The sequence below is a fragment of the Verrucomicrobiota bacterium genome, from assembly GCA_021294815.2.
GTDB lineage: Bacteria > Verrucomicrobiota > Verrucomicrobiia > Opitutales > LL51 > LL51.
On sequence record CP095464.1, the window covers coordinates 496,304 to 522,399 of the forward strand.

The 26,096-nt window shown below is 47.4% G+C and carries 17 protein-coding genes and 1 tRNA gene; 5 read left to right on the forward strand and 13 right to left on the reverse strand.

Annotation, left to right across the window (positions count from 1 at the left end; genetic code table 11):
• Positions 1–81 precede the first annotated feature (81 nt).
• Positions 82–837, reverse strand: a complete 756-nt coding sequence (locus tag LW808_002350; GenBank protein ID UPA28126.1) for a hypothetical protein — start codon at positions 835–837, stop codon at positions 82–84.
• Between the two features lie 244 nt (positions 838–1,081).
• The gene (locus LW808_002355) at positions 1,082–1,894 is read right to left on the reverse strand and encodes a hypothetical protein (GenBank protein UPA28127.1); all 813 of its coding nucleotides are present in this window, start codon (positions 1,892–1,894) and stop codon (positions 1,082–1,084) included.
• A 127-nt stretch (positions 1,895–2,021) separates the two neighbouring features.
• Here LW808_002355 and LW808_002360 point away from each other — a divergent pair, with 127 nt between their 5' ends.
• From LW808_002360 to LW808_002370, 3 genes are read left to right on the forward strand one after another with little or no spacing between them, the layout of a single operon-like run.
• Positions 2,022–2,618 carry a sigma-70 family RNA polymerase sigma factor gene (locus LW808_002360; protein ID UPA28128.1) on the forward strand — a complete coding sequence of 199 codons (597 nt, stop codon included), beginning with the start codon at positions 2,022–2,024 and terminating at the stop codon, positions 2,616–2,618.
• A gap of 1 nt (position 2,619) precedes the next feature.
• A complete protein-coding gene (locus LW808_002365; GenBank protein ID UPA28129.1) occupies positions 2,620–3,063 on the forward strand; it encodes a hypothetical protein in 444 nt (147 codons plus the stop codon).
• 3 nt (positions 3,064–3,066) lie between these two features.
• The gene (locus tag LW808_002370; GenBank protein ID UPA28130.1) at positions 3,067–4,119 is read left to right on the forward strand and encodes a S1C family serine protease; all 1,053 of its coding nucleotides are present in this window, start codon (positions 3,067–3,069) and stop codon (positions 4,117–4,119) included.
• A gap of 101 nt (positions 4,120–4,220) precedes the next feature.
• On the opposite strand, the gene LW808_002375 is transcribed toward LW808_002370, so the two are convergent.
• The 3 genes from LW808_002375 to LW808_002385 form a co-directional block, all read right to left on the reverse strand.
• Positions 4,221–4,292, reverse strand: a tRNA-Cys gene (locus LW808_002375).
• An 11-nt stretch (positions 4,293–4,303) separates the two neighbouring features.
• Positions 4,304–7,342 (reverse strand): hypothetical protein, encoded by a 3,039-nt coding sequence (locus LW808_002380; GenBank protein UPA28131.1) that lies wholly within the window; start codon positions 7,340–7,342, stop codon positions 4,304–4,306.
• Positions 7,343–8,109: 767 nt separating this feature from the next.
• Complete coding sequence (locus LW808_002385; GenBank protein ID UPA28132.1) at positions 8,110–9,309, reverse strand: hypothetical protein; 1,200 nt, start codon at positions 9,307–9,309, stop codon at positions 8,110–8,112.
• A 376-nt stretch (positions 9,310–9,685) separates the two neighbouring features.
• Between LW808_002385 and LW808_002390 the strand changes: the two genes are divergently transcribed.
• On the forward strand, positions 9,686–12,838 hold the full coding sequence (locus LW808_002390) for a hypothetical protein (protein ID UPA28133.1): 3,153 nt from the start codon (positions 9,686–9,688) through the stop codon (positions 12,836–12,838).
• Here LW808_002390 and LW808_002395 read toward each other — a convergent pair.
• The 8 genes from LW808_002395 to LW808_002430 form a co-directional block, all read right to left on the reverse strand.
• Positions 12,790–13,401, reverse strand: a complete 612-nt coding sequence (locus LW808_002395; GenBank protein UPA28134.1) for a SufD family Fe-S cluster assembly protein — start codon at positions 13,399–13,401, stop codon at positions 12,790–12,792. The genes LW808_002390 and LW808_002395 overlap by 49 nt on opposite strands.
• Positions 13,398–14,459: a recombinase RecA gene (gene recA, locus LW808_002400; protein UPA28135.1), complete on the reverse strand. Its 1,062-nt coding sequence runs from the start codon at positions 14,457–14,459 to the stop codon at positions 13,398–13,400. The genes LW808_002395 and recA overlap by 4 nt, the downstream gene beginning before the upstream one ends.
• 48 nt (positions 14,460–14,507) lie before the next feature.
• Positions 14,508–15,446 carry an L-lactate dehydrogenase gene (locus LW808_002405; GenBank protein UPA28136.1) on the reverse strand — a complete coding sequence of 313 codons (939 nt, stop codon included), beginning with the start codon at positions 15,444–15,446 and terminating at the stop codon, positions 14,508–14,510.
• A 52-nt stretch (positions 15,447–15,498) separates the two neighbouring features.
• A complete protein-coding gene (locus tag LW808_002410; GenBank protein ID UPA28137.1) occupies positions 15,499–16,293 on the reverse strand; it encodes an SDR family oxidoreductase in 795 nt (264 codons plus the stop codon).
• Between the two features lie 41 nt (positions 16,294–16,334).
• Positions 16,335–17,384: a class I fructose-bisphosphate aldolase gene (locus LW808_002415; protein UPA28138.1), complete on the reverse strand. Its 1,050-nt coding sequence runs from the start codon at positions 17,382–17,384 to the stop codon at positions 16,335–16,337.
• Positions 17,385–17,415: 31 nt separating this feature from the next.
• The gene (locus LW808_002420; protein ID UPA28139.1) at positions 17,416–18,810 is read right to left on the reverse strand and encodes a Mur ligase family protein; all 1,395 of its coding nucleotides are present in this window, start codon (positions 18,808–18,810) and stop codon (positions 17,416–17,418) included.
• 81 nt (positions 18,811–18,891) lie between these two features.
• Positions 18,892–19,923, reverse strand: coding sequence for a 3-oxoacyl-ACP synthase III (locus LW808_002425; protein UPA28140.1), 1,032 nt, complete (start codon positions 19,921–19,923; stop codon positions 18,892–18,894).
• Entirely contained in the window at positions 19,920–20,303 is a 384-nt protein-coding gene (locus tag LW808_002430; protein UPA28141.1) for a hypothetical protein, read from the reverse strand. The genes LW808_002425 and LW808_002430 overlap by 4 nt, the downstream gene beginning before the upstream one ends.
• 141 nt (positions 20,304–20,444) lie before the next feature.
• Here LW808_002430 and LW808_002435 point away from each other — a divergent pair, with 141 nt between their 5' ends.
• Entirely contained in the window at positions 20,445–25,994 is a 5,550-nt protein-coding gene (locus tag LW808_002435; GenBank protein UPA28142.1) for a hypothetical protein, read from the forward strand.
• Positions 25,995–26,096: the final 102 nt, after the last annotated feature.

Below are 26,096 nucleotides of genomic sequence, written 5' to 3' on the forward strand. Positions count from 1 at the left end.
TCTCAGGAACAAGGTCCGATTTGGAATTTTGTAAAAAAATTACCCCCACGAGGAGGTAGTGTTTGCCGACAAACTCAATCATTACTGTGCGAGTTGCGACACAACGGGTGCGATAATGGGAGAGACCCGATCTAAGATTTGCCCCCAAACGTCGTCGAAGTGCTTCTTTTCGGAGTCGTCTAGCAGTTGTGCCGGCTGAAGTTTGAACTGAGACTTCAATTTTTCCTGGATTTGGAGCGGCAAAAAATAGAAACTTGCCTTTTGGAAATCCTGACTCAAGAGTACAAAGTACAAAACACGATCTTCGACGGGAAGGTAGGCCAGTAACTGATCCGCAAGCGCCAGAGTTTGCGCATTGATTGCGAGGTGTCCATAGACGCTCGAGCGGAAGAATTCCGGAAGTAATGGAAAATAAGAAAGGATTTCCGTATTGGTGAAGCTATTCCACAAGTCGAAAAGAATCGCCAGCGGTAGATCACTTAAAAATCCCTCCTGGGCATTCCGATCTCCAAACTGCGCAAGATCGTTTCGTAGTTTTTGCATCAACTCCGCATCGGTTAAAGCCTCAAGTCCGTGCAATTGACGATAGTACGTGCGCTGTTCGTCTCCAAATTGATTGATAAGCTGGACCAACATTTGCCAGCGAGAAAATGCCTCCCGACGTGCGACGCGACGCCATGCTTTTATATCGACGACGTTATGCGTTATGAGCTCTTGAAAAATCGAAGCTCCCGCTTCCTGGCGCGCCCGTAAAATCTGTCTTTGCATGATCTGCATCGCTTGGTCTTTAAATCCACCCAACATCTGCTTACCGATCGGTATAAAAAAATCCTTCACCTTGCTCCAAAAACTTTTCTTGGGCTGAATTTCGACTGCCCCCGACAAAGCCCCGCAGAAATAGCAGCTCCCTAAGCATAAAACAAGCCATTTCTTATTTCCATTCTCGAATTTTCGATTCAATCCCATGAGAAGTAATTATAAAAAACGAGAAAAATTTTACAATATTTTTTAAAATTAAAACAAACACTCCCCTGAATTGGGGGAGTGTTTTGGTTCGTGCAATACGTATTATGTCGTTGGCTTACAACTCAATTTGCTCGGAGTCAGGGAGCAGTGTTGCGGGCGTAAGGTGGAACTTCTTCTCGAGCCTTTTTTGAATTGTGAGCGGTAAAAAGTAAAAGCTCGCTTTTTGAAAATTGTCATCAAGTAGGAGATAATATAATACACGCTCCAGAACGGGAAGATAACCTAGAAGCTGCCTACCAATCTCGGGTCTAGTTTGAATGAGCTCCCCAAAAACAACGGCTTGAAACAGTGGGGGACAATGAGGAAATATTGCGAGTTTCTCATCATCAGAAGCGTGCTGCCACAAATCAACAAGCGTTGGAAGACTCAACTTTTCTAAGAATTTTTTCTTCGCTCCTTGGCCTTCGATTTTGGAAAATTCCTGGTACTGAAATTTGTACAACGATTCCAAGAATTGAGCCTGGGGGTCTACGATTGTTGGCTTGATGTGACCTGGCTTACCGACGACGTCCCGAGGCCCTTTGAAGCTTCCAATAAGCTTGTTAAGGTCCTTCCATCGGGCCTTTGCTTCCTGCTCCGCGATATTTTTCCACATCGGCATATTGATCATGCCTGAAAGTTCAAATGCTCTTTTGAGTTTTTCCTTGACCTCTTTACGTCTAGAAGCAATGCCCTGCTTAAATAGCGCTAATTGGAGTTGCATGGCCGACGATGATTTGGCGGCGTTGAGGTTTGCTTTGGCAAAAGTTTTGGGATCTGAAGGTTTCTTGTTGACCGCTCCCGATAAAGTGCCGCAAAGGCAGCCGCTACCTAAGCAAAAAACGAGCCATTTTCGATTCCCATTTTTGATATTCGAATCCATTCCCATGGATGAGAAGTATAATAATTGGTAAAAAATTTACAATATTATCTGAAATAATTTTTTAACGATTGAGGCGGGGGAGAAATATTCTTTTGAGTTGTCCGTAAAGGGTTTTCCTCTACATTTCGCGGTTGTGGCCCTTTTTGCGCGCAAAGTTCACGATCCTCCGCCGGAAGATCCGTTGGTCGCCGCAATTAAGGGGGACTCTCAGTCCGCATTTACGCAGTTTGTCGAAAAATATAAGCAGCGCATTTTCGCGACGGTTTATAATATTGTCAATAACCCGCACGATGCGATGGAAATTACACAAGACGTCTTTATCAAGGCCTTTGACGCGATTCACTCGTTTAAGGCGAATGCCTCCGTGTCGACGTGGCTCTACCGGATTGCGGTGAACATGGCGCTTTCGTTTCTACGCCAGCGAAAAAAACGCGAGGCCGTGAGTTTAGACGTTTTGGACGAATCGGGAATCACGCCGGAGACGCTGCGGTTGATTCCGACAGAGGCGGGGAGCGATCGGGCGATGGCGCTCAAGGAATTACAAAAAAATTTGAACGAAGCGCTGCAAAAGTTGTCTAACAAGCATAGGGTTGTATTTGTGCTGTTTGAGGTGGAGCGTATGTCGCACGAGGAAATCGCGAAAATCGTTGGCTGTTCGGTAGGAACCGTTCGGTCACGTCTTCATTATGCGAAACAAGAGCTCCAGCAGTATTTGAAGACCTACCTGTAATATGAACACATCAGAAAAGGATCAAAAATTATCACAGCTATTTCAGCTTAAGCGGGTTGAGGCCCCGTCGGAGGCGTTTTGGCGTGATTTTGATGCCGGCTTTCGACGTAAGTTCGCAGCGCACATAGCACCTAAGCCCTCGTGGATCCAGTCCGTTCTGGAATTTCTCCAGCCGTGTCGCTGGGCGTTTGCAACGGTCGGGGGTGTCGCCTGTGCGTTTTTAGCAATCTCCTCGCTTTCTCTGCAACAAGTTTCCAAAGATATTGGGCACGGGATGGGCGTAGTGGCAGTGAAAAATTCGTTCCCGGGTTCGTTGAACTTAGCGGAGCATGCAAGTGGCGCGGCGTTGGCCCTTACGCTTTCGTCGGGACCAGGGGCCCACTATGTTTGTGACAACCTGTATAAATCAGAGTTGCAGACAGCAAGTCGGCCATTAGCGTTCTGACGCATGTGTCGCGTTGCTCTCATCACTGGTCTTTTAGGAGCTCATTTTGCTGTTCAAGCGGCACCCGTAGCGGCTGAATCCGAGGTTAATGCTCCTCAAACGGCTTCGAAAGAGGGAGATGCATTCGCCCTTACTGCTGCAGATGAAAAAATCTGTGAGATTGCGACGTTGATCTCAGTTTCACGTGATACCCAGGCGATTTTTGCGCAGTATAGCGACTGTGTTGTGAAGGTATTAGGTACACGCGATGAGACCGGAAGTGCGCCACTTGTGTATGGGACGGGATTTTTCATCGATCCGCAAGGGCATGTTTTAACGACAGCAACGGTTGCTTCCGAAGCGACTCAGCTGTGGGTGCAGTGTGGGGCGATTTCTTATGCGGCGACGATGATAGGGCAAGACCCGCGAACGAATCTCGCGGTGCTTCAGCTTGTGACTTTACCCAAGGGGGCGCATTATATTGCGTTGCCCATGGTTTCCAAAATTCTGAAGCGCCATGCGGGTGAGTTATGTGTCGCGATTAGCAGCACAAAAGGGATGTCGGTAGAGCCAAAACTTGGGATGATTACGGGGCGCGATCTAGTTTATGGCGAGCACATTTTAGCGCTGGGATATTTTCGGAGCAGCCTTGAGATTTGCGGCGGCGAGAGCGGCTCTCCGGTATTTGATAGCACGGGGCGTTTTTGCGGTATCATGATCGCGGCACTACCGGACATCCGTTCAAGTTTTATTATTCCAGCGGAGGCGTTGAAGCGGGTGGCTGATCGGCTATGTGCGGGGCTCGAGGTTGACTACGCTGCCGCGGGATTTTGTGTACAGGGCCAGATGTCTGTGGATGGCCAGAAGGAGCTCGTGATCTCGTTATCGGAGCGCCCGGGGCTGCGTGTCGGGGATAAAGTTTGTTCAATAGATGATGTCGAAATTCAAGACGAGGAAGACATTGCCGATATTTTGTTTTTCAAATCTCCTGGCGAATGCATAACCGTGACGGTCGACCGCCCAGAGGTAGGGCGTATATCTGTCGAATGCATGTTGAAGGCCCGGGTAGAGCCGTAAGGTTTCAAGCAATATTCGATTAATCGTCATAGAATAATCGCCAAAGAGAAGAGGAGGGCGCCTTGGCTCTCCTCTTTTTGATGTTTTCGAAAACTAACGGGAGGCATGGGTCGGAATCGAACCGACGTATAAAGGTTTTGCAGACCTCTGCCTTACCCCTTGGCTACCATGCCTCGATTAAACTTTATTCGTTGTTCGGACTACTGGAATTTGAATTGTTCGACCTCCTCGACTGCTGCGCATTCTCCCGCCGATCTTCCTTCCATTTTTCATACGACGCAAGATCCGCCCTGATTGCATCAACTGTCGTCGAGGTAAGATACTCACTTACTGTACGCAGAAGATTCTTGTCCGCCAGCCTAGAGAGCTGCTCCTTCTTCTTCTCTTGTTTGTTAGACGTGCTCTCGGAGGACATTTCGTTAAACTGCTCTTGTGTCAAGCAGGAAAGTTTCCTTTCCATATCGTCCTTTTCCTTTTTTTGGTGGCCTGAAAGCTGGTTATTAGATATTGCCTGAAGCACGTTTTTCTGCTCCAGAACTCCGAGAAAGATATTCTTGTGGTCCTGCCGACATAAATCAAGGTCTTTTGCCCGTTTGGGAAAAGTTTTAAGGCTTTTAAGAAAATTACAGGCTTTCAATATGGTGAAAACTTTCTGTTGTCTTTGGGTTTCTTCTTCCTCTCTTCTTTGCTGTTCCTTCACGAGATCCGCAAAAGAAGTAGTGAAGATATTTTTATGCTTGAGCGGATTTCCCGAAGCATTTAGGTCTGAAGATACCTCCTGAGTTTTCTGATCATCAGGGATAGTCGGTGTACCCTCGATCGCCGTAATGCCATTCGTCTGAATACCTTTGCCTTCTATTTTATCTTGGGTAGGATTTTCTGAATTCTTTAGAGTCTGATCATTTGGATCTCCTTGTTCGGTGGGGGGCTCGTGATGTTTTTTGTGTCTCCTTCTATTCTGCTTACCAGTATCATTCTGATTGAATTTATCATCAGAAGAATCCTCGTGATTCGAATTGCTCGGATCGCTCCCATTATTTGAGAGGTCCCGATTTTCATCCTGATCCTCGTCACCTTCTGTTGCGTCTTCGCTTCCCTGGTTACTTTTTGTCGCTGTCGACAGTTCTTTAGTTTGATTCATGTCATCATTTAGCAGGAATGCTCGGACTACAGGACCTATCGGGACTGTTTGTTGCTGTTGATCCGCTGTAGGTTTTTCCTTGTTAATCTGCTGGTTCAGCGTCGGCATCCTCATCATAGCATCAGTCATTTCCTCAGATGCAAAACGCCCCAGCAGCCAAACCAGAAGTTCTTCATCTGAGGGATCTTGATCCGGGTTCTTGGCCTCCTTGTATTCATTTCTGAGCTTTACTTTTCTCTCAGTCAGGCTTGCTTGTCTTTTCTTTTTATTTTCCCATTCCTTTTTATCTTTGTCACTCTTCGCACCCTTCGCTCCTTGTTCATTCCAGAGTTTCGTAATCGCGTCATCAGACATCGCCTTAAGGAAGCGATTTTTGACCGTTTTTTCCTCTTTTGTCTTCGGGGCTAATACAGTGTTGAGAAGCGTTTCCCGATGTTTTTGTCCCTCGGGATTGCCCACAAAGAACTGGGCCTTCTCCTTCGGCTTGAGTACGAGTAGATCTCTCCCGCACTTTTGGATCACGTTAAGATCCTGAATGAAGTAGTAACCCGTTAGGATTGGAAGTTGTGCCTCTTTGCTCCTACGCGGTGTCTTTGCTTCTGGTGTCGCAGATTTTTTGAGACGTATAGGGGTAGCAGGTTCACTCGCACCTCTCTGGTTATCACCTGTTCCCTCTTTCCCACTCACAGCAACAGGACATAGCAGAAAATCTGCTCTTTCAAAAGCACCTTCCTGTTTTTGGAGCCGGTCTCTGAAGTTTCCTAAAAACATCCTGGTTTCATCTTGAAAGTCATTCTCAGGATCGTCGAGAGTGCCTTGCATCTCGTTTGCAAGCCTGTCTAACGAATCCCGTCCGTACTTTTGTTCAAGCTCATTAATGCGGTCGAGGGTGATTTTGCTCAGAGCTTCTGTCGAGCACTTTCTTGCGTCCTCTTCATCCTTTTTAGCCTGCTTATTGTTTGGATTTTTCCAGAAGTTTCCAGCCGCCTCCTGCCAATCATTGAGAGGTGCCATTGTTGAGTTATAAAGATCACTCAATTCTCGCGGATAGTTATTCCCGTCCTCATATTGCTCCTCTTCTTCCTTTTCTTCCTCTTCTTCCTCTTCGCCGTTACGTTCATCAGACAGGGAATTTTGTTGCGACAGAACATCGGAAGGGTTCTTTGTTTCTGTTTTAATAGGACTTATCTCGCGAGGTCCATTGTAGTCGTTGTTTGCTCCATTTCCTTGGTCATCGGTTACAGAATTTTTGACTTCACCAGTAGCCGTTGTGATAGTAGCATTGACTGACGATTGCTCAGGCAGAGGATTTTGTTTTGTGGACAGGGCACCATTTCCGTAAACGTTTTGCAAAAGGGTGTCGGGCTTCGGGAATTCAACATCGGGGAACGACGAGACAGGGACAGGGACAGGGCTGCTATGGAGGTTCTCATAATCATTAGAGCGTTTTCCTTGCTGGTCCATATTTGATGGTGATTGATTCAGCGAATTGATATTGCCCTTTTGAGAAGTCTCGCTGGACGCCAAGATTGCCGTACTCGACTGTATTTGATTGATTTGTTGCTCTTGCTGCAACGTTTCCGTTCCCAAATTTTGAAGATCTGATCGTCGGGTAATCTTAGCAGTAGATTGTGAGGGGATGACGGGCCTTAGAGAAACATTTTGAAGAGAAACGGGCCTATTGATTTCTGGTTTTTCATCGTCACTAAGGTGTTCTCCATTGTGGTTTAAAGTGAAACTCTCCGGTTGTTGCTGAGGTACCTGAGGTGCCGGAACCGTTGGTTGTTGCTGAGGTACCTGAGGTGCCAGAACCGTTGGTTGTTGCTGAGGTACAACCTGTTGTTCGTCCCTTTGATAAACCGCGAGTCTCCTTGCCTCCCGTGCTCGTTCCCGCTGACTCATACCTTGAAACAAGACCTGATTCGGTTGACTTTGTGGTGTTGAGACTGTCTGAGGTGCCTGTTGTTGCTGAGGTACCTGAGGTGCCGGAACCGCTGGTTGTTGCTGAGGCACAACCTGTTGTTCGTCCCTTTGATAAACCGCGAGTCTCCTTGCCTCCCGTGCTCGTTCCCGCTGACTCATACCGGATGCTTGCAAATGGTCCACCGAGATGCTCACTAAGAACATCAACGATAGAAGTTGACTAGAATATTTTTTCATAGCAGGGTGGACACTCACCCCTTTTATTTTACTGTCAAGTGTTTTTTTTGTAAAAAACATGCTGGATTTCGCAGCTCTTTGCGGTGTTTATTTGAGTTTAGTTTAGTATTTGTTTTGTTATTTTTTATAAATTCCTGTAAAAGTTGCATTTTATGTAAATTAAAACTTAAAAATAAAGTATTTTATCGCAACGGCTTTGATTATTTTAGAGAGTGATTGAGATCATTATTGAGTCGAAGTGGCTTCTGAATACTCGATGCCTTGATGGAAAAATTTCACCAAAGGGTGGATTTATTCTTGCATTAATGGCGTCCATTCTAGCGACGTTGACAACTATGTTGGCCAGATACTCGTTGTTATTACAAAAATAACAAGATATCAAACGCCGAGTTAGAGAATGTCTATCATGAATAGCAAGCACTCCTTTGAACGGAAGGAGTGCTTGCTAGCGCATCTGCAGTAACATCAGCTAAGGAGCACGTCATATACGATTAAACACTGCTTAGTTGTTTGGAGCCGGATTTTTGGCTTCTAGTGCGATCAACTGTCTTCTTAATGATTCTAGCTCCTGATTCTTCAATTTCAGTTCCTTTTCTTGCGACTCTATACGTCGCTTTAATTCTTTGTGACTTGGTGAACTTGAGGAAATGGAAACTATTGCTGGAAGACTTGAATGAATATAGATGGTATCATTTGCTTTGTACTGGGTTTTGACCTCTGGGTTTGTGTCCTCTTTTCATGTTTTTGGCAGGAACAGGATCAGGAAGAGTAACCGTTGAATTCATGGTATCTGGAACTCCTTTCAGGCGACCCAAACCATTGGCTATGAGTTTTTGTAAATCACCCTCACATTTTGGTTCCAAGCACTCCAAATACTTGAGCATTTGAGTTTTTTTTCTGTTGAATTCCTTAATAATGAAGTTTTGGGTGGCATTGGGGAACAGTGCGCGGATGCTCAGCATGAGCGCTTGGAAGGCATCTGGTTTGAGCAGTTGTTGGGCTCGTAGTACCCGTTCTCTATATTGTTTTACTTGGTTGCGCAATGCATGAATACGCTGAGCACGGAGGTTTTCAGGGTTGTCGTTCATCGCGCGAATCAACCTTTGGTGACTAAAATACCACGTTATGGCAGCGACTAACCATGGTGCTTCTGATGTGTTTGTTACCCTTACCTTTCCTATGAGAAGACAGTCCTTCTGTGCTTGTTTTACGTCCTTTGGGAGCATGTTTTGTGGGTCTATTGGAGGGAAATCTTTATATACGCCCTTTCCTCTGCGTGCGTTGCTGGTTGTGTTTTTGTTTTTTTTCACAGATTCACTTGATTGGCTCTGAGATGCTGTTAGCTGTGTTGGCGCAATTTCATCACTTTCGGACTGAGTGCTCACATCATCAGGAATCTCGACGGCTTCATTAATATCTAGAGAGCTTGATGAGGACTCCACCATGGATGTGCTTTGCGCTATCGGCGTTTGAATGTGCGATACAAATTGATCTTGGATTGGTTCGGTTTCTCGTTGCGCGTTTTGTGTATTATCTATCCCAGGTGTCGGTAGTAACATGGGTATCGCTGGAGGAAGCATTGCATATTCCTGTGATATGGGTAAGCTGTGGAGTGTTGAGGTCTGAATTGGATTGTTGATCTCTAATTGAGGATACGCGTCGTAATTGATGTTGTTGGATTCCAGCAGACTCGATACTGAGGATAATCTTGGTGTGAAATCGAAGGATTTCCTCTGAATTGTAGGTTCATTGTCGAAAGAATCTAATAAAGATCTCGGTTCGGCATTGGGGTAATTCGATGAATTCCGGGGTCTGAAATCGAGGGGATTGGATAGAAATTCTGGAGCAAAATTAAAAATGTTCGTTGAAGTTTCTTCAGCGAAATCCAAGGAATTTTCATGAGTTTTCTTCTGAAATTCACGTTCGATGCCGAGAAAATCTAATGAAAAACCCTGGTTCTGTATCGAAATAATTCGATGAATTCTGAAGCCTAGAACCGAGGGGGCTTAGTGGAGATTGTGCTTTCCACAAAGAACTGCTTGCCAATAGAGAGCTAATAGGGGCACTCATTGAAAACATCAACGAAAGCAGATGAGTTGAATATTTTTTCATAACGTGGCAAACATCTTATGGACTTTTTGATATGTCAAGGAATTTTTATAAAAATTTATTAAATGAAATTTAATCTAACTACTTATTGGCCCGAGATTGTTATTTATTAGGTGATCGCGATTGAATCGTAATAACTTTTAAATACGTTGCGAGATGATGAGATTTCACCAAAAAGATGGATTTATTCTGGCGTTGACGGCGTCCGTTTTAGCGATGCTGACGACGATTTTGGTCGGCTATTCGTTGCTGGCGCTATTGCAAAAACAACAGACGGCGGGATTTAAAAACGAGGCTAACGACCGTGCGCGACGAAATGCGCTCCAGGGGCTACAGATGGCGCTCGCGCAATTGCAGGCAACGACGGGAAGCGATTGTACCGCGACGGCAAAAGCGCAGATTTTGCCCTCATGTTTGCCGAAATGCCAGCATTGGATTGGGGCGTGGCGTGTACGAAAGTGTGATGAGACTGTTCCAGATGCCTCCGATGAGAAGACATTTTTAAGCTGGCTGGTTTCGGGGGATCAGAGCACGATCGAGGACGTGCAGCAACCAAAATCTTTTACCAATATACTCAGTTTTCTTGAAAACGTGGACCCCGTTGACGTTCCGTTGGTCGATGTGGAAAAATCTGATTTTAAGGGACAATACGCGTACTGGATCGAGGACCAGAGCTTTAAAATCGCTACCAATCGTCAGAATAGTGATGCGGTGCCGGAGCTATGGACGCGACATTTGCGTGTGCCGGAGCAGGCGTGGTTTGTGCGGCGTCAGTGTCCTCAGCAGTTCAATATCGCGATGATGGGTGATCAGGTTCCTGAAGACTTCGATGTTGCGTATTTTCTGGCGTTAGCACGGGGAGATTCCGAAACAGTGCGTACATACAGGCAGAAACGCTTCCATCACTTGACTCGATTTTCTTGGGGACTTTTAACCGATACACGCACCGGTGGGTTCCGGAAAAATTTGCGTTACGGCCATAACTACCTGCAAGAAATCCCGGAAGGCGCATTTCTCTTTACGCCGCCCACAACGTATCCGGCACCACCACCGACTTGGGATTTTTTTAAGAGCTTTGTTTCACTCGAGGGAAAAGACCTATTGCCGATTCGTGCCACGTACCCGCTCTACAACCCGCAGGCTGGCGTCGATTACAGCAGTTGCCAACTGAAAATGACGAGCGACGGCGATTATGTGACGGGGCAAATTACTGGGCGCCATGCCGCAGATCTTGGAATCGCGACGCAGTATGGTGTGTACCCCATTATGACAGAGTTTCTGAACAACATGAGTCTCCGTTATGTTGCGCCGTCGGACGTCGAAAATGCGGCAACACCGCATGATCTATTGTTTCGCGCACAGGTGGGGTTCCACTTGGAGAATCCATTCAACCGACCACTAAGCGGTACAAAGCTATCCGTGGCACAGGAAGCGCCATCCGTTGAGTGCAGCCAGATGAGCAGTAAAAGTTACGTCCATTACCAGAAAACGCCAACCTTTCGCTGCAAGTTATTGGATGTTAACGGTGCCACGCTTCGCGACGGACTTTTAGGGGATTACGTACCCAATTGGGGAGCGGATGCGTCTTCTGGTTATCTACGTCGTGTTTGGGGCGGTGCGCTCGAGGTCGATTTTTCCCAAAATACATCACGTTATTTAGTATTTAAAAATAGTGGCTACGAGAGTGGAAAGAGTTGGGAGCTGACGTTGACGGACTCAATGGAGGCAACATATTACAGCGCTCGCGAGTTGCGGATCGATCTCTCGGGATCGCCCCGTGCGGCGTCGTGTTGGTGGGAAAGTTACCCACAGTTGTCGGGACAGGGCAATTGTTGGCCCAACTTGTACGACTCTTGGGATCATCTTTACCTGCGTGTGACGGATCGCGATAACCGTGTTTTGCAGCAAATCAGTGATCTGCCAATGGGTCCGGGAAATGTGCGATGTGATCGTAACTTCGCGATTGCGATTGGGGCATTGAATGGGCAAATGATCCCTTTATACGGTATGCACCTGAATTTGAAACAGGCACCCAGCACCTCGCCTTACAAGACGCGACCTTTTTTAGCGGGCAACCCCCATGCACCTGTTGCGGGACGGACGGCGTGTCAGGATGCCGTGACGGGTCTGAATCCTGGAACTGGTGCGGTACCGGGTTATGGTTCTTGGGAGACCGCGTGGAGGGGACTTTCCGACGCCGATGCGCTGGCTAGCGGTTCCATTAAATTGGCCAATACATGGGAACAATTCAACGACTATTCGCGCTTTCGGTCTATTTTAGACCTACCGGAGGCGCATTATAAGTTGCTCAATCTTGGGTTTTTACAGCACATGAACGTGGGCGTTTTTTCGTATCATCCGCTGTATGCGATTGGAAATTCGTTTCAAAATCCATGGATCGAGCGTGATCGATTTTTCCAAGAGAACCCGGCGTTTACAAATTCGGTGTGGCCGTCACACCATCGCGTTGAGTTGCTGTACGACTACAGTTATGCGCTCAATCGTGCGCTTTGGGATCACTATTTTATCGCGTCGACGGGCCTCAATCGTCCAACTATTTTGGTCAATCCGCGACAAAAGGCGTGGGTTGGGGCGGATGAAGAAGCGCTTTATTCTTTTCATGATGCGGCGAAAAACCTCGTGTTACGGGGAGCGTTTAACGTCAACAATACTTCGGCGGAGGCCTGGGCGGCCTTGCTCGGCAGTACGGCGGGCGCGATTACGGGAGATACGCGCTATGTGGAATATTCCCGGATTCAAACATCGCCAGACCCGGCGGGGTTACGGCAGTTGGAGCAACAAGCGGTGTGGGATTTAGCGCAGGCTGTCGTACAGCAGATTCAGCGGCGAGGTGTTGCTGGCAGTTTAGGAGAATTCATCAACAGGAAACTCGTTTCAAAAGAACATCCCGATGCGGAGTTAGGTTTAAAAGGAGCCCTACAGGCGGCGATTGACGCTACGAACACCAATGCAGAGTATGGCGGGGAAAACGTTATTTCACAGGTACACTCACCCTTTTTCGATGATGAGGCTGCGAGTGGTCCAACATGGGCAGGGGCACCTGGGTTTTTAACGCAAGCAGACCTTTTGCAATCCATTGGAACGGTTCTCTGTGCGCGGGGCGATACGTTTAAGATTTACGTTTATGGTAATACATTGGATGATGAGGGACAGGTTTTAGCAGAAACCCATTGCGAAGCGTTGGTGCAACGTTTTCCGGAGTGGCTTGATGCAGATAAGCCCGAGTTAGGGCGGCGTTATCAGGTGCTTTCGATGCGCTGGCATTCGCCTAAAAATCCAGAAACGTAAACGTCTTGGGCGCTTTTTTTTGAAATTCCACACAGCGAGCAGTATTCTAAAATGTCGGGATCGATGGGCCCAATCGAGGTACCGTGTTCGCAATTGGTATCCCGTGAGGCGACGCGCATGATCGGCGTTGCGGTGATGGTTGCAGACGAAGAGAGTAATAATCCGCGGAAACGCTGTGTTGCGGTTATATTTTCTACTTTTTCAGGAACTTCAATGGTGCCGACGTAATCGAAATGTGTGGTATCTTCGCCCACGGCGTTTACAGTGACCGTGGATTGGCCCTGTGCGCCTATGTGATGTTGCGCGGTTTTGCAGGAAAAGGATTTTCCGGCAGTGCCACGGTATTGGATTTGGAGTGAGAGCGTAGCGTCGGATTCAATCGTGAAGTCCGCATCGAGTGAGGAGAGGGATGAAACGCGGTGGGGCCACAGCTGGAGGGCGAGTTTACGGCCAGCCGGAAGATGTCCGCGAATTCGTAACGCGTCATCTGCTTCTTGGACGACAAGATCGAAGGAGTCATGGGACGTTACTTCGGCGATGGCATTAAAGATGTCTGAGGTCACGATTCCGGAGTTGAGGACTCATCGGGCGTTTCGGCTAATACCGTGCCACCAGAAACGTTGACCCGGGCGACGATCGCTTTTTGAATTGCCGCAGCTAATTGCTGATCCTGGCGAATCGCTTGCTTGGCACTTTCACGGCCTTGACCGAGCATTTTCCCGTTAAAGGCAATCCAGGCGCCCTTTTTTTCTAAAATATCGTACTCGATGCCGAGATCAATGAGGGAACCTGCTTGTGAAATTCCTTCGTTCCGCATGATATCGAATTCGCATTCCGTGAAAGGTGGCGCGACTTTATTTTTAACGACCTTAACGCGTGTGCGATTGCCGAGGAAATGACCGGTGTTGTCCTTGATTTGGTTGACACGCCGGATGTCGAGGCGTACGGAGGCAAAAAACTTAAGCGCACGGCCGCCGGGTGTCGTCTCGGGGCTGCCGAACATAATCCCGATCTTTTCGCGGATCTGGTTTGTAAAAATACAAATACATTGGGTACGGCTGACGGCAGATGTGAGTCGTCGCATGGCCTGGCTCATCATTCGGGCTTGGAGGCCGATGGTGGTATCGCCGATTTGGCCTTCGAGTTCGGCCTTTGGGATGAGTGCAGCAACAGAATCGATTACAATCACATCAATTGCACCGGAGCGAATGAGGGTTTCGGCGATATTGAGCGCATCTTCACCACTCTCAGGCTGAGAAACCATGAGATTATCGAGATCGACGCCGACAACTTTGGTGTATTTGGGGTCCAACGCATGTTCGACATCGATAAATACCGCATTGCCGCCCTTGCGCTGGGCTTCGGCAATAACGCTGAGACAGAGCGTTGTTTTCCCCGAGGACTCTGGTCCGTAAATTTCACAAATTCGCCCACGCGGTAGACCACCAACACCGAGGGCGAGATCGAGCGATAGCGAACCGGTTGAAATCACCGAAACGTTCATTTTTTTCGCATCGCCCATCCGCATGACGGACCCGTCGCCAAACTGTTTATTAACGGCCGCAATCGCGAAATCGATCGGCCGATTTTGTGGTTCGTTTTTTTGGGTATCCGTCGTCATAGCCGTATCTTCTACTGCGATTACCGGCTACTTCAAGATAAAAACTTTTTAGAGTTCGGCGCGGATTTGTTGGGTGTAGGATTCGATGACGGTTGCGGATTTATCGAGGCCGATCCGTTCATTTTCGCTGAGCTTCGGGTGTAAAACTTGTACAATTCCCTGACGATTGACAACTGTTGGCATCGCGAGACAGATATCGTGGGCGGACTCGAGGCGCTCATGATGCGACGAAACCGGGAGAATCGCGTTTGCATCCATAGCGATTGTATGGCAGATTTTGGTTAAAGCTCCGGCGATACCGTAGAACGTCGCACGCTTTCCGGCGATAATTTTATACGCGGCATTGCGGACATTATCATCAATTTTACCACGGACTTCTTTAGTAAAGACTTTGCCGACGGTTTGAGCGAAATCTTCGATACCCATAATCCCGACATTGGCTTTCGACCAGATGAGGACTTCGTTATCGCCGTGTTCACCAAGTACATACGCACTAATAGTCTCGGAGGAAATCCCTAAAAACTGAGCAATTTCCGCTTGGAAACGCGCACTATCTAAAAGCGTCCCACTACCAATAACACGCGTTTTCGGAAGACCCGATAGCTGAAGGACGATCTCGGTCATGATATCGGCTGGGTTAGAGGCAACAAGGAAAATCGCATCTTTGGCGTATTGCATTACCTGCGGAACAATTTCCTTAAAGATCGAGGCGTTGACCTTGAGAAGATCAAGGCGTGTTTGACCGGGTTTCTGATTCGCACCAGCAGTGAAAATAATAATATCGGATCCAGTGAGGTCTTTGTAATCCCCAAAAGAGATCCGGTTATGGTGGCCACAAGGAGTCGCGTGAACGATATCGATGGCCTCGGCTTCGGCCCGCGCGGCATCCTTATCGATGAGGAGAACTTCGTGCGCCGTACCACTCATCACAAGCTGAAAGGCCGTTGCACTGCCGACAAATCCCGAACCTATAATTGCAATTTTCATAGTAGTGCTGATTTTATCAGGAAATCGCTGGATTTACAAGGTAATTTTACATTTATTTTAAATTCCGATGTACCAGCGTCTCGTCGAAGTAATTGAAGTCCATACCTGCGTTCACAACGATACCAGCGCCATTGATACCCGTTGAAAGGTTACTCAATAAGAATAAAATCGTTTTAGCGACCTCTTCAGTCGTGACGGCTCGTTTCCGAAGCGTCATCTGTTCCGCATAAAGGTAATTATCAACATAACCGGGGATTCCTGCGGAGGCACTCGTTTTCAACGGTCCTGCTTTGACACAGTTGAAACGTACTTCGCTATCGGCACTGAAAGATTTCGCTAAAAATCGAACAACGCTTTCGAGCGCAGCTTTGATCGGAGAGAGGTAACCATAGGTCGGTGCCGTTACTTGTGACGAAATACCAACCGTTACGACGGACGCATCATTGGCAAACAATGATTTGAAGGCATTCGCGAGCTCGACAAGTGAAAAACAGGAAATCTGGGTTGCCTGTAAAAAATCTGCCCGCTTGGTTGCGTGAAAGGGCTTAAAGCCATCGGCGTAATTCCCAAATGCAATCGAGTGAACAAGTCCATGTAAGATGGGATGCTTTTGTCGGATGTTTTCCGCAAGACCCACGATTTGATCCGGATCTTCGACGTCGCAAATATAAATTTCGCGTCCCGGTAAAAGCTTTTGAACGGAGTCGCGGCGCTGAGGCGAACGGACACTGTAAAGAACCTCCGCCCCAAGAGCTCCTAAAAGCTGAGCAACAGCCCATGCTACGCTCTTTTTATTCGCAACACCCATGACGAGGATACACTTCCCCGCCAATTGCAACAAATCCATGGCGTATCTCTAAAAAAAAACGCGCCATGAAGACAAGGCGATTACGCAATCGTAATCGAGTGATCAAGGTAGACGTCCTGAATGGTATTCAAGAGTTCAACACCCTGAGCCATCGAGCGCTGGAACGCTTTACGTCCGCAAATCAATCCGGATCCACCGGCACGCTTATTGATAATTGCCGTCCGGACTGCTTCTTCAAAATCGTTATCACCGGAAGCACCACCAGAGTTAATCAGTCCCATCCGGCCCATATAGCAGTTGGCGAGCTGGTAGCGGGCCAAATCGATCGGGTTATCCGTGGTTAACTCGCTATACACCTTGTCGTGCGTTTTACCGAACTTAATCGCCTTAAACCCACCATTATTAGTCGGTAGCTTTTGTTTGATGATATCCGCTTCGATCGTGACACCGATATGATTCGCTTGTCCGGTTAAGTCTGCTGCGGTATGGTAATCTTGATCGGCCTTAAATCCAGGGTTACGGAGATAGCACCAGAGAATTGTGACCATTCCGAGCTCATGAGCCCGCTGAAATGCCAGCGAAGTTTCTTGGATTTGGCGTGTTGATTCTTCCGAGCCGAAGTAAATGGTCGCTCCGATTGCCGCAGCTCCCATATCATAGGCCTGTTCGACTTGGCCGAAGTAGATTTGATCGAACTTGTTCGGATAGGTTAACAATTCGTTGTGGTTAAGTTTCACAACAAACGGGATTTTGTGTGCGTACTTACGGCTGACACTTCCCAAGACACCTAGTGTCGAAGCAACGGCGCTACAACCACCCTCGATCGCGAGCTTAACAATATTTTCAGGGTCGAAGTAAAGCGGATTCGGTGCAAAACTCGCCCCAGCCGAGTGCTCGATGCCCTGATCAACCGGAAGGATCGAAATATAGCCGGTTCCCGCAAGGCGACCGGTATGATACATCCACGCTAACTGATTAAGGACGGGTGTAGGGCGATCGGTGTGAACAAAGACGCGATCGATAAAGTCAGGCCCCGGAAGGTGAAGATCTTTTTGGGAAATCGTCTCGCAACGATGCTCTAGAAGATGTTCCGAATCGTGATCAATGAAGTTTTGAATATGCTGGTTCATCACCTTTAGGATATCACTTTAAACCAACAAGTCAAGCGAGGATGGCATCGCGTAAATGTCGCGCAACATTGGAGAAATCACCGTTGGAGAGAAATAAAAAGACTTGCTTTTGACCGGTGACTTTTTGGGGAAACGTCGCTTTGATCTTTTCCGGATCTGTTGCAAATGCCGGACAGGAATGAATTTCACGGACTAACCGTTCGACATCGAGACCGTGTGCTTTGTTCTTAAAAATTTGGGAAACATATGCTTCGTTGCTTCCTTGAAAGGCATCGATAAAGCGCGCTTGAAAAAAGTCCGAGCAGGCCGTATTGCTTCGCGGTTCAAAGGCGGTAATGATTTGGTGTTCCGGAAATGCCTGACGAATCGCCTCAATTGTTTTCGCAATCGCCGTAGGGTGATGCGCGAAGTCCTCAATAATCACCGTTCGTCCATTGTTAAAGATGACCTCCTGGCGTTTTTTGACACCCTTAAAGCCCTGAAGGTTGAGATTGAGCGGCGCTTCGAAAAGTGCCCCCTGTTTGTGATGATAGGCGTAGAGGGCTGTAACGGCCATGGCGACATTGCGCACATTGTGATGGCCAAAGATGGGACTTTTAAGTGTCAGTACCGTGTTTCCGCTTTTTAAGGAAAACGTTGTGCCTTGATCGGTTTGAACTTCATCGGTAATCACGACGTCGTTTGTATTCGATGTTCCGACAAAAATCGTCTGTGTCCAGGAAACAGGTAGAAGCGCACGAACGGTTTCGGAATCTCCGTTGGCGATAATGCGCCCTTCGGAAGGAACGATACGGATCAGATGCGAAAAAGAGCGCTGGATATCGGCAAGATCGCGAAAGATATCCAAATGATCTTCCTCGATATTATTGATAACTAGAATCTTTGGGGAGTAGTGAATGAATTTACTGCGCTTATCAAAAAACGCAGAGTCGTACTCGTCGCCTTCAATAATGAAGGGCGAATCTTTTGTGCCATAGTAGGCTCCGGAGGGGAAGTTTAATGGAACGCCACCAATAAAGTATCCCGGCTGGAGATTGTTTTCTTGAGAGAGGTAGGTCGTGAGTGCTGTTGTCGTCGTCTTGCCGTGGGTCCCCGTAATAACAACTGCATCTCGATTGGCGATAACATGATGATGAATTAACTCGGGCAGCGAGCAGTACGGAAATTGCTTGGTATTGAGAAGCCATTCCATGGTGGCGTTTCCGCGGGTGATCACATTGCCGACGACGACGAGATCGGGGGATTTTTGAATGAGATGCTGCGGATCGTAACCTTCTTGAATTTCAATCTTGGATTGCTGGAGTAGGTCGGACATCGGCGGGTAGAGCTTCGCGTCGGCCCCCGAAACGGTATGCCCTTGGGCCTGCATTAAGATCGCTAAATTCCCCATCGCAGTTCCTCCAATCCCCAGAAAATAAATCTTCATTGCTCTGGGCCCTGCACCGTATCGTTTGGACTAAAAAATCAAGTTTTTACTGTAAAATTTTTATATTTTTACCAATTCGTTTCATTCATGGTATTGAGCGGCGACCATCAAGGAACTGATTCCACTTCCGATACCGAGTAATGCTAGGTGATCACCGGGGTTAATCCGTTCGGATTCGAGTGCGAGCGAAAGCGTTATGGGTAAGGCGACAGAGCCGGTATTACCCAAAAGCGGAAAGGTTGAATAATCCGTACAGAGATCGAGTTCGAGGGCCTCATAGAGCGCCGCGCGATGGCGGAGTCCAACCTGATGGCAAATGGTATGTTGAAAAGTATTTTTTGTATAGCGATGCTCGTTTAAGAACTTTTGCCAATTGTCTTTTGCGAGCTGAATACCGAGTTCTAGGAGTTTTCCGGAATCTGTCTGCATCACGAGTCCTTCGTCGTCGCTATCGCCTTGGCAAAGTGTACATCCGGCACTGTTGCTACTGCCTGTTATCGCTTGGATATGCAGTGCTGGTTGAGATAGAAGCGTATCGTGTGTGATGAGGGCAGCGACGGCACCCGACCCGATCGTAAGGTTTGCGAAAAATGCTTTTATTTCTTGACGGGAGATGGTGGTGTTGTGCTCAAGTTGAGCCAGCGTTCGATCGAGGAGTGGCTTCCCATTTTCTCCGCAAACGATGAGTGCCGAACGGATTCTTTGCGTTTCAATAAGCCCCGCGACCATCATGAGTGCATTGAGGAAGCCAAGACAGGCATTCGAAAGATCAAAAAAGAGCGTTTCTGGCGGAAGGTGTAGCGCTTGGTGTACGTAGGCGGCCGTTGCCGGTTCCAAACGATCGCGACAGACGGAGGCGTGGATCAGTAAATCGGGGACGATATCGGCTTTTTTGAGGACAGCTTGGCCGGCTAGTGTACTCGCGGCGGAGGGAAGGATGGGCTCTGGCCAAGCCCGGCGTTCCCGGATCCCGGTCATTAGCTCGAGGCGTCCGTGTGGGAGGTGTAGACGTTCATAGAGTGTACGTAAACGTGTTTCAATCGCCTCCGAAGTAATGACGACTGAAGGGAGGATATGTTCGATCGCGGCAATGGCGACGTGTTCGAATTTCATCGCTCAGAATCGACAGGGGTCATCGCACGCGCTTTAATAACGAGGGCTTCGCGGTATTCGTTGGGTTCTGGGTCGCCCATCACTGAAACCTGCTTGCCGACGAGGTCAAGGAGCGGCATCCCCAGCACTAGCTCTGAAGTGTCGATGTAGGCCAAGATCTGACCATGATCCCCCGTGAGCGCATAATCATACCGGGGCCGGATCAAGCCGCCGAGAAAACACTTCAGCCGTCCGCCGTACGTTCTCGGGGAAAAATCTGACTTCGGCCGTTCGACTACCTTTTTAGCAACGGGTTCTGGGCGTTTGGAGCGTGGGATTGCGGGGCGCGCCGTTAGAATTATGGGCACCAACGCGGCCAGCAAAGTAAATACATATTTCATGCGGTATATTTTACTGGAAAAGGTGTCTAATTTTTCAAGTCCGATTTCACACGCTGCGGTTTCTTGTTAAATGTTTTATAAAAAGCATTGAACTTACCAAAAAAAACCTAAAATGGTCCACTGAACAAAAAAGGTAAAGATATGGATAAAAAGGGAATTACGAAAATCTTAACGGGGATGCTATTCTTAAGCCCTCTCGTTTCGGAAGCCTGGAAGTACAGCACATACGTCGAGGAGCTTAGAGGTAAGTGGAAATTCACTAAAAACGTGAAAGACTGGAGCGATAATCCAATTGATGAAGGCAAGGAAGAAAAAGATGTCTACGAGGGCTCGCGGTCCGTTGTTATTTCTAAACCAAATACATTCGCTATTTTTGCCGATATCGATGGCAAATTCAAAAATGATCACCAGATGTGGCTGGCGGAAACATCAAATGAGGACGGAGCCCAAGGCAAAGGTGTTATAAAAAATGGAAATTCAAAAACCGTGTCTAATGGAACGCGATTCACCTACTACAAGCACCCGACGATTTATATTTCGAAAGGTAATCCCAAGGATTGCTCGATGGAAGCCGCGTTTTATGATCGCATCCCAACCATTAAATCGGGAGAGCAAAATGTCAGTGTCTTATTCGAATTGAAGGCTCTCAAGGATGGCAAAGGCAGTCAATCCGTCAAAATTCCCACAGCGCCGTTGTTTTTCCCATTGAGCACAAAGGGCAAGGTCGGGGACGTCCCAATGTCCAAACAAATTTTCGACGCAGCTACAAAGAAAACATTTGAAGATCGTGCCAAGGAACCCTGTCTAGATTTTTCGAATACGCCGATTATACACATTGATTTAGGCTTAGGAAAAGCGACATACAACGGTGAAGAAATCGATGCGCAACGTTTCATGGAATTTTACATGCTTCCGGCGGAGGTTTCTAAGTGGTATTTCCACCCCGCTATGGCGCTCCACCGTGCGGGATTACTCCAAGAGGAATTCTCTCCTGTGGAGTATACATTTTCAATTTCCAATGATATGACGCCAGATGGTATCAAGACTTGGCCCAGTAGCGTCGATGGCATGAAGGGTTTGGTCATTGATGATACTCTCACAAGCATCAATTGCAAAGCCTGGGCCTTGAGTAAAGTCTCGTGCGCCGGAAATGAGGTAATGACTGTTGCATCTGCTCCTCGAACGAAGTACTTCAAGGATGGAACTGAGGCCGAGACAGATCAACTGGTCGGAGTGGAAATTCAACCCGATGGCGACATACTTCGGGCGGCGGTGTTCTATAAGATGGGGGGCACTACAAAAGCCTTCACGGCGATTTACGGCTTCCTTCCCTACGACCCCGCGATGGCGATGATCCAAAAAATGTGCACGGGAGCACTACCAGATGGCGGCAAGAAGTTCACGGAGTTAGAGACCTACAGCGAGGAAATGAAGGCGGTTGCTCAGATCTTAAATGAATTGAAAGATGATCATGGAGGTGCTTTACCGGCCAACTTCGAAAACGTCATCACCGCTATGGATAACTTGAGCAGCATTGACGTTTTGGCATTAAAAGCATGGGACGACATTGCAAAGCTATCAGCAGACGACATGCTCAGTGCGCATGAGAAATATCTGAAACTTAAGCCAGAGAACCACGGGTTAGATGTTTTTGTAAGAGCTGCTGTGGAAAAACCCACAGGTATAAAGTGGGACGATAACTGGACGTACGCAGGTCATAAGAAGACTGTTGAAGATGAAGTTGATAAAAAATTAGGGTCGACAACAGGTACGAAGCCACAAGCCCATAACTATGTTCAGTTTAGACTAGCCATAAACGACTTAAAAAGAGACAAGGCAGATACTAATGCGCTCAAGATTGCTGCGAAGAAGTTAGCGGACCTTTTAGGCGTTAAGAGGCCAACTGACGGCGTCTTAACCAAGGCAGAAATTGAAGCAGAAGAGGAGAAACTGAGGGAAGATTTTGAAGCGCTTGACGGGAAGACGAAAGGAACAGAGTTCTGGAATGCGTATGACGCAATGAACATCAAGAAAGGAGCTCCCGCGAAAGATGTCGAGGTGGCGATCAATAAATTCCTCAATGAGAATAATTGCAATAAAGCCCTAACAGATCAATTAAATGCGTGGTTGGAGTGCTATAAAGCTGGAGAGGCGATTAATACTCAGATCAATGCTGTTCCGGATGATGTTTCTAAACTGACAAAGCCTTCAGATGCACAAAAAGCCCTTGAAGATGCTCAAAAGAAATTTGACGCCCTCAAAGCTCTTCTCGAGAAAGGTGGTGGTAAATTCGAAAAGAAACCTGCCGGCGGCGGTGGTGGCGGTGAAAATGGTACAGCCATCCTTGCGAAGTTGCCGGGTGACAACGAGGCTAAGAAAGACCTCGATGCGTTTTTAGGTATGCCGGAGAACGGAAAGCTGAAAGATGCCATTGCTGAAATCGATGCGCTTGCAATTAAGGCGGATACGCTGCCGATGGCTTTGATTAAGACTCTAGATGATGCAAATAAAATAGACAACTCGGTGTTTCGAGCTCAATTATGTGCATACGTAGAGCTCCTAAAAACAGTGCGAAAGTACAATGAAACTAACACACCGAAGAATTTGGCGGAAGTCAAAAAGGCTTTGACGACATTTCAAGAGACCAAGGTATGGACACCTGCGGAAATCACGGCGAAAACCGATGCAATTAAGGCGGCTGCAAAGAAACTCAGAGAAGAGCATGCGGCGTTCGATAAAGCGATAAAAGAGAGCATTGAGGCTAAGCCAGTAAAGAAGATCAATGACTATACTAGTGATGATAAATTACAGCAGAAATTAAGTGCGTATGGAGCATATGTAAATTACATGAATCTTGCAGAAGGAGAAGATTGGGATACCTTTTTTTCCGATGCAGTTCCGCCTCCGCCTCCGCCTCCGCCTCCGCCGGGAAAGGGGCCGAGGAAGGATACCAAGCAGGCTCATATTGAATCTGCCCAACAAAACCTCACCGAACTCACAAAACTTTTAAACAGTGCAGAGCATCACGACGAACCGACACCTCCTGGGGTATGGACTTGGAAAGAGATTGACGCTAATACGAACAAATTTAAAGCAGATTTTCAAAAATTCTGCGATAAATTAGGAGAGGGCGATTTCAAAAACGCGGTTACTGAAATCAATGGACTCCCGTGGAATGACATTACCAAGGGTAAAGAACGCAATGATAAAATCAATGAAATCCTGGGAAAATCTGGTGACTTAAAGACGTTATTAGAGAAGTATGTCGCATGTAAGGAGGAAGCGTGCAAAATTCCCATGCCTCATCTTCCAGAGGAGCCTAAGGAAAAGACACAGCAGCAAAAGGACATTGAAGCTGCCCAAGAGAATCTTAAAGCTCTCGCAGCACACTTCAAAATTGACCTTGGCGGCGGCGACGATGGCGGACATCATGACCCGACGCCTCCAGGTATGACTGCAGAAAAGGCCAAAGAGGAAATCGCCAACGTTGAAAATGCATTAAAAGCAGCTTTTGGAAATGACGTTGCGTGGGAAAATATTGCTAATGGTACGACTATCAACTGGACTGCCGGTGATGCCGCAGTTGCAGCCGCAATCAGCACACAACCCGCAAACTTGCAGCCTAAATTGAACGCGTACTACGAGTATCATAAGCTCATGCAGGAGGTCCTCAACGACAAGATAAGTGGCTCCGAACGTGAAGCGAAACTTAAGGATTTACAAGGAAAGGTCGAAGGCTGGAAAGCGATCCTATCGAAGAAGGACGAAGAGCATCATGAGGACGACGCAGCACTGTTAACCGGCGCTTGCGGTCCGGAGACTTGGACAAAGGAGAAAATTGCGAAGGGTATCGTGGATCTTACCAAGGCATTAGGGGATATTCTGAGTGCGAATTCGGACCTTAAAGGTGTTGGAGATTCGATTGATTGGAAAAAAGATGATCTCTCTAAAAAGATAGAAGAGGTTGCAGATGAAACGCTGAGGTCAAAATTGGAGGCGTATGTTGTGACTCAACTGTGGTTGGGGCTAGCTCAATCCAACGGCGAACGAAAAATTCAGATACCTAGCGATACAGATCCGAAGGTAAAGAAAGATACGGCAATATATTTAGCGCAGAGGAATTTGGGTGTTGCTCAAATTGGTCTGCAAAAGCTTCGGGAACTTCTCGGAGAGACCAAGGTCGTCACTACTTTGAACGGATCACAAGAGAGTGCTCGGGATGAGTTTTTAAAGTTTGCCAAAGAGTATTCCAAGAAAATCACGCTATTGAATCTTCCAGAAACGGTGTCTGAAGGGGAAAAGGAGGTGTTTTCTAAAGAGATTAAACGTTCTAAACTACGCATCTCTGCGCTGCGAATACTTGCAGGGGCAATGAGTGACAAAAACTACGACAAATTGAGTGGAACATGGGCAACAGGAATGGTCTTAAAACAAGAGATCGAAGAGTTTTTTGTTGCTGCCAGAATGGCCTATCAGTTGACACAGGAGCAAAAAGATACCTTAAAACCCTTCGCGGAAAAAGAGAAACAAGCCGAAGATGGCATAGCGCAACTGCAAACAGAAGTTCAAAAGTGGAATGACGAAGGAAAGCCCAAAGTCGATATTACTATTCAAAGTAAAATCATTGCCGACAACGAAAAGCAGCTCGGTATAGTTTATGAAACACTGTACAACGGCTTCGATTATGATGATTTGCTGGCAAAGGTTAAAGAATATTCTGAAGCGCAGGAGAAGGCACTGCAAGAGGCAACAGCGATATTTAACGAAAAGAAGAGCCAATTCGCAGATATACCTTCAGAACTCCAAACGCAATTTACAGATTGCACGAATAAATGTAGTGCTCTATCCTCAAAACACAGTGAGTTGGAGAGTAAAATAAAGGCAATCAGTGTTGATGGCATTGAGGGTGCTTTCCTTGAAACGATCAATAAGAGTAAAACCGACGCAAGCGAAGCGTTGGCGCAATACAACGCAGCACTTCAGGCAGCTAATGCGTTGTTGGGGAAACCGGGTAAGGATATTACGCAAGAAGATCTAGATAATGCGAAAGCCAAACTCGAAGAGGCGGAGATCAAGTTGAACAGCATCCCCGCTCTCTTACAGCAAGCTGAAGAGGCAAAACACAACGCCGAAGCGGAGAAAGAAGAGGCCGAGAAGGTTCAAAAGACGATAGCCGCGCTGAAACAGTGCGAGCAGGCACTTCTCGAGGGCCTTGGGAAACTGAAAAATTCCGCACAAAAGAGAAGTAAGACCGCTGTTGTTAATGCCTTGAGCGTGGCGGAGTTGTGTGTTCAGCTGCACGAGCTCTTGTGGAGCGATACAACGAAGACTGTGAGCAAGGTGGTTGCTCAAGCGGAGTTTGAAGCGAAGGTCCAGGCTATTGAGAATGCACGGAAAGGTATATCGAATACGTTCGGTGACGATACCTTTAGTGGCGGAACCCAGTCGCCGACTCCGACACACTCCGGTGGTTATGAGAGTGGAAACCCCTCATTTGATCCCAGTAAACATCCGGGCGGATGGATACCTAACCGGCGTAGGCGTTCTCAATCGCCAAGCTCACGAAACGAGGCGTACGGTAGTTCATCCTCGGATTCTAAATCAAGGGTGTTACCTCATGGGGTAGGAAAGGGATCATCTCAGAGGGAACGATCGAGAGCAGCTCGGATAAGAGCAATTTGGGGAAAATAAGGAACACTACAGAACTAGGTTTCGCGCTATATCTGTGCGCTCAAGCTTCAAGAGGCTCCCGGGAACCGGGGGCTTCTTTGTTTTTTAAGGGACATAATGCAG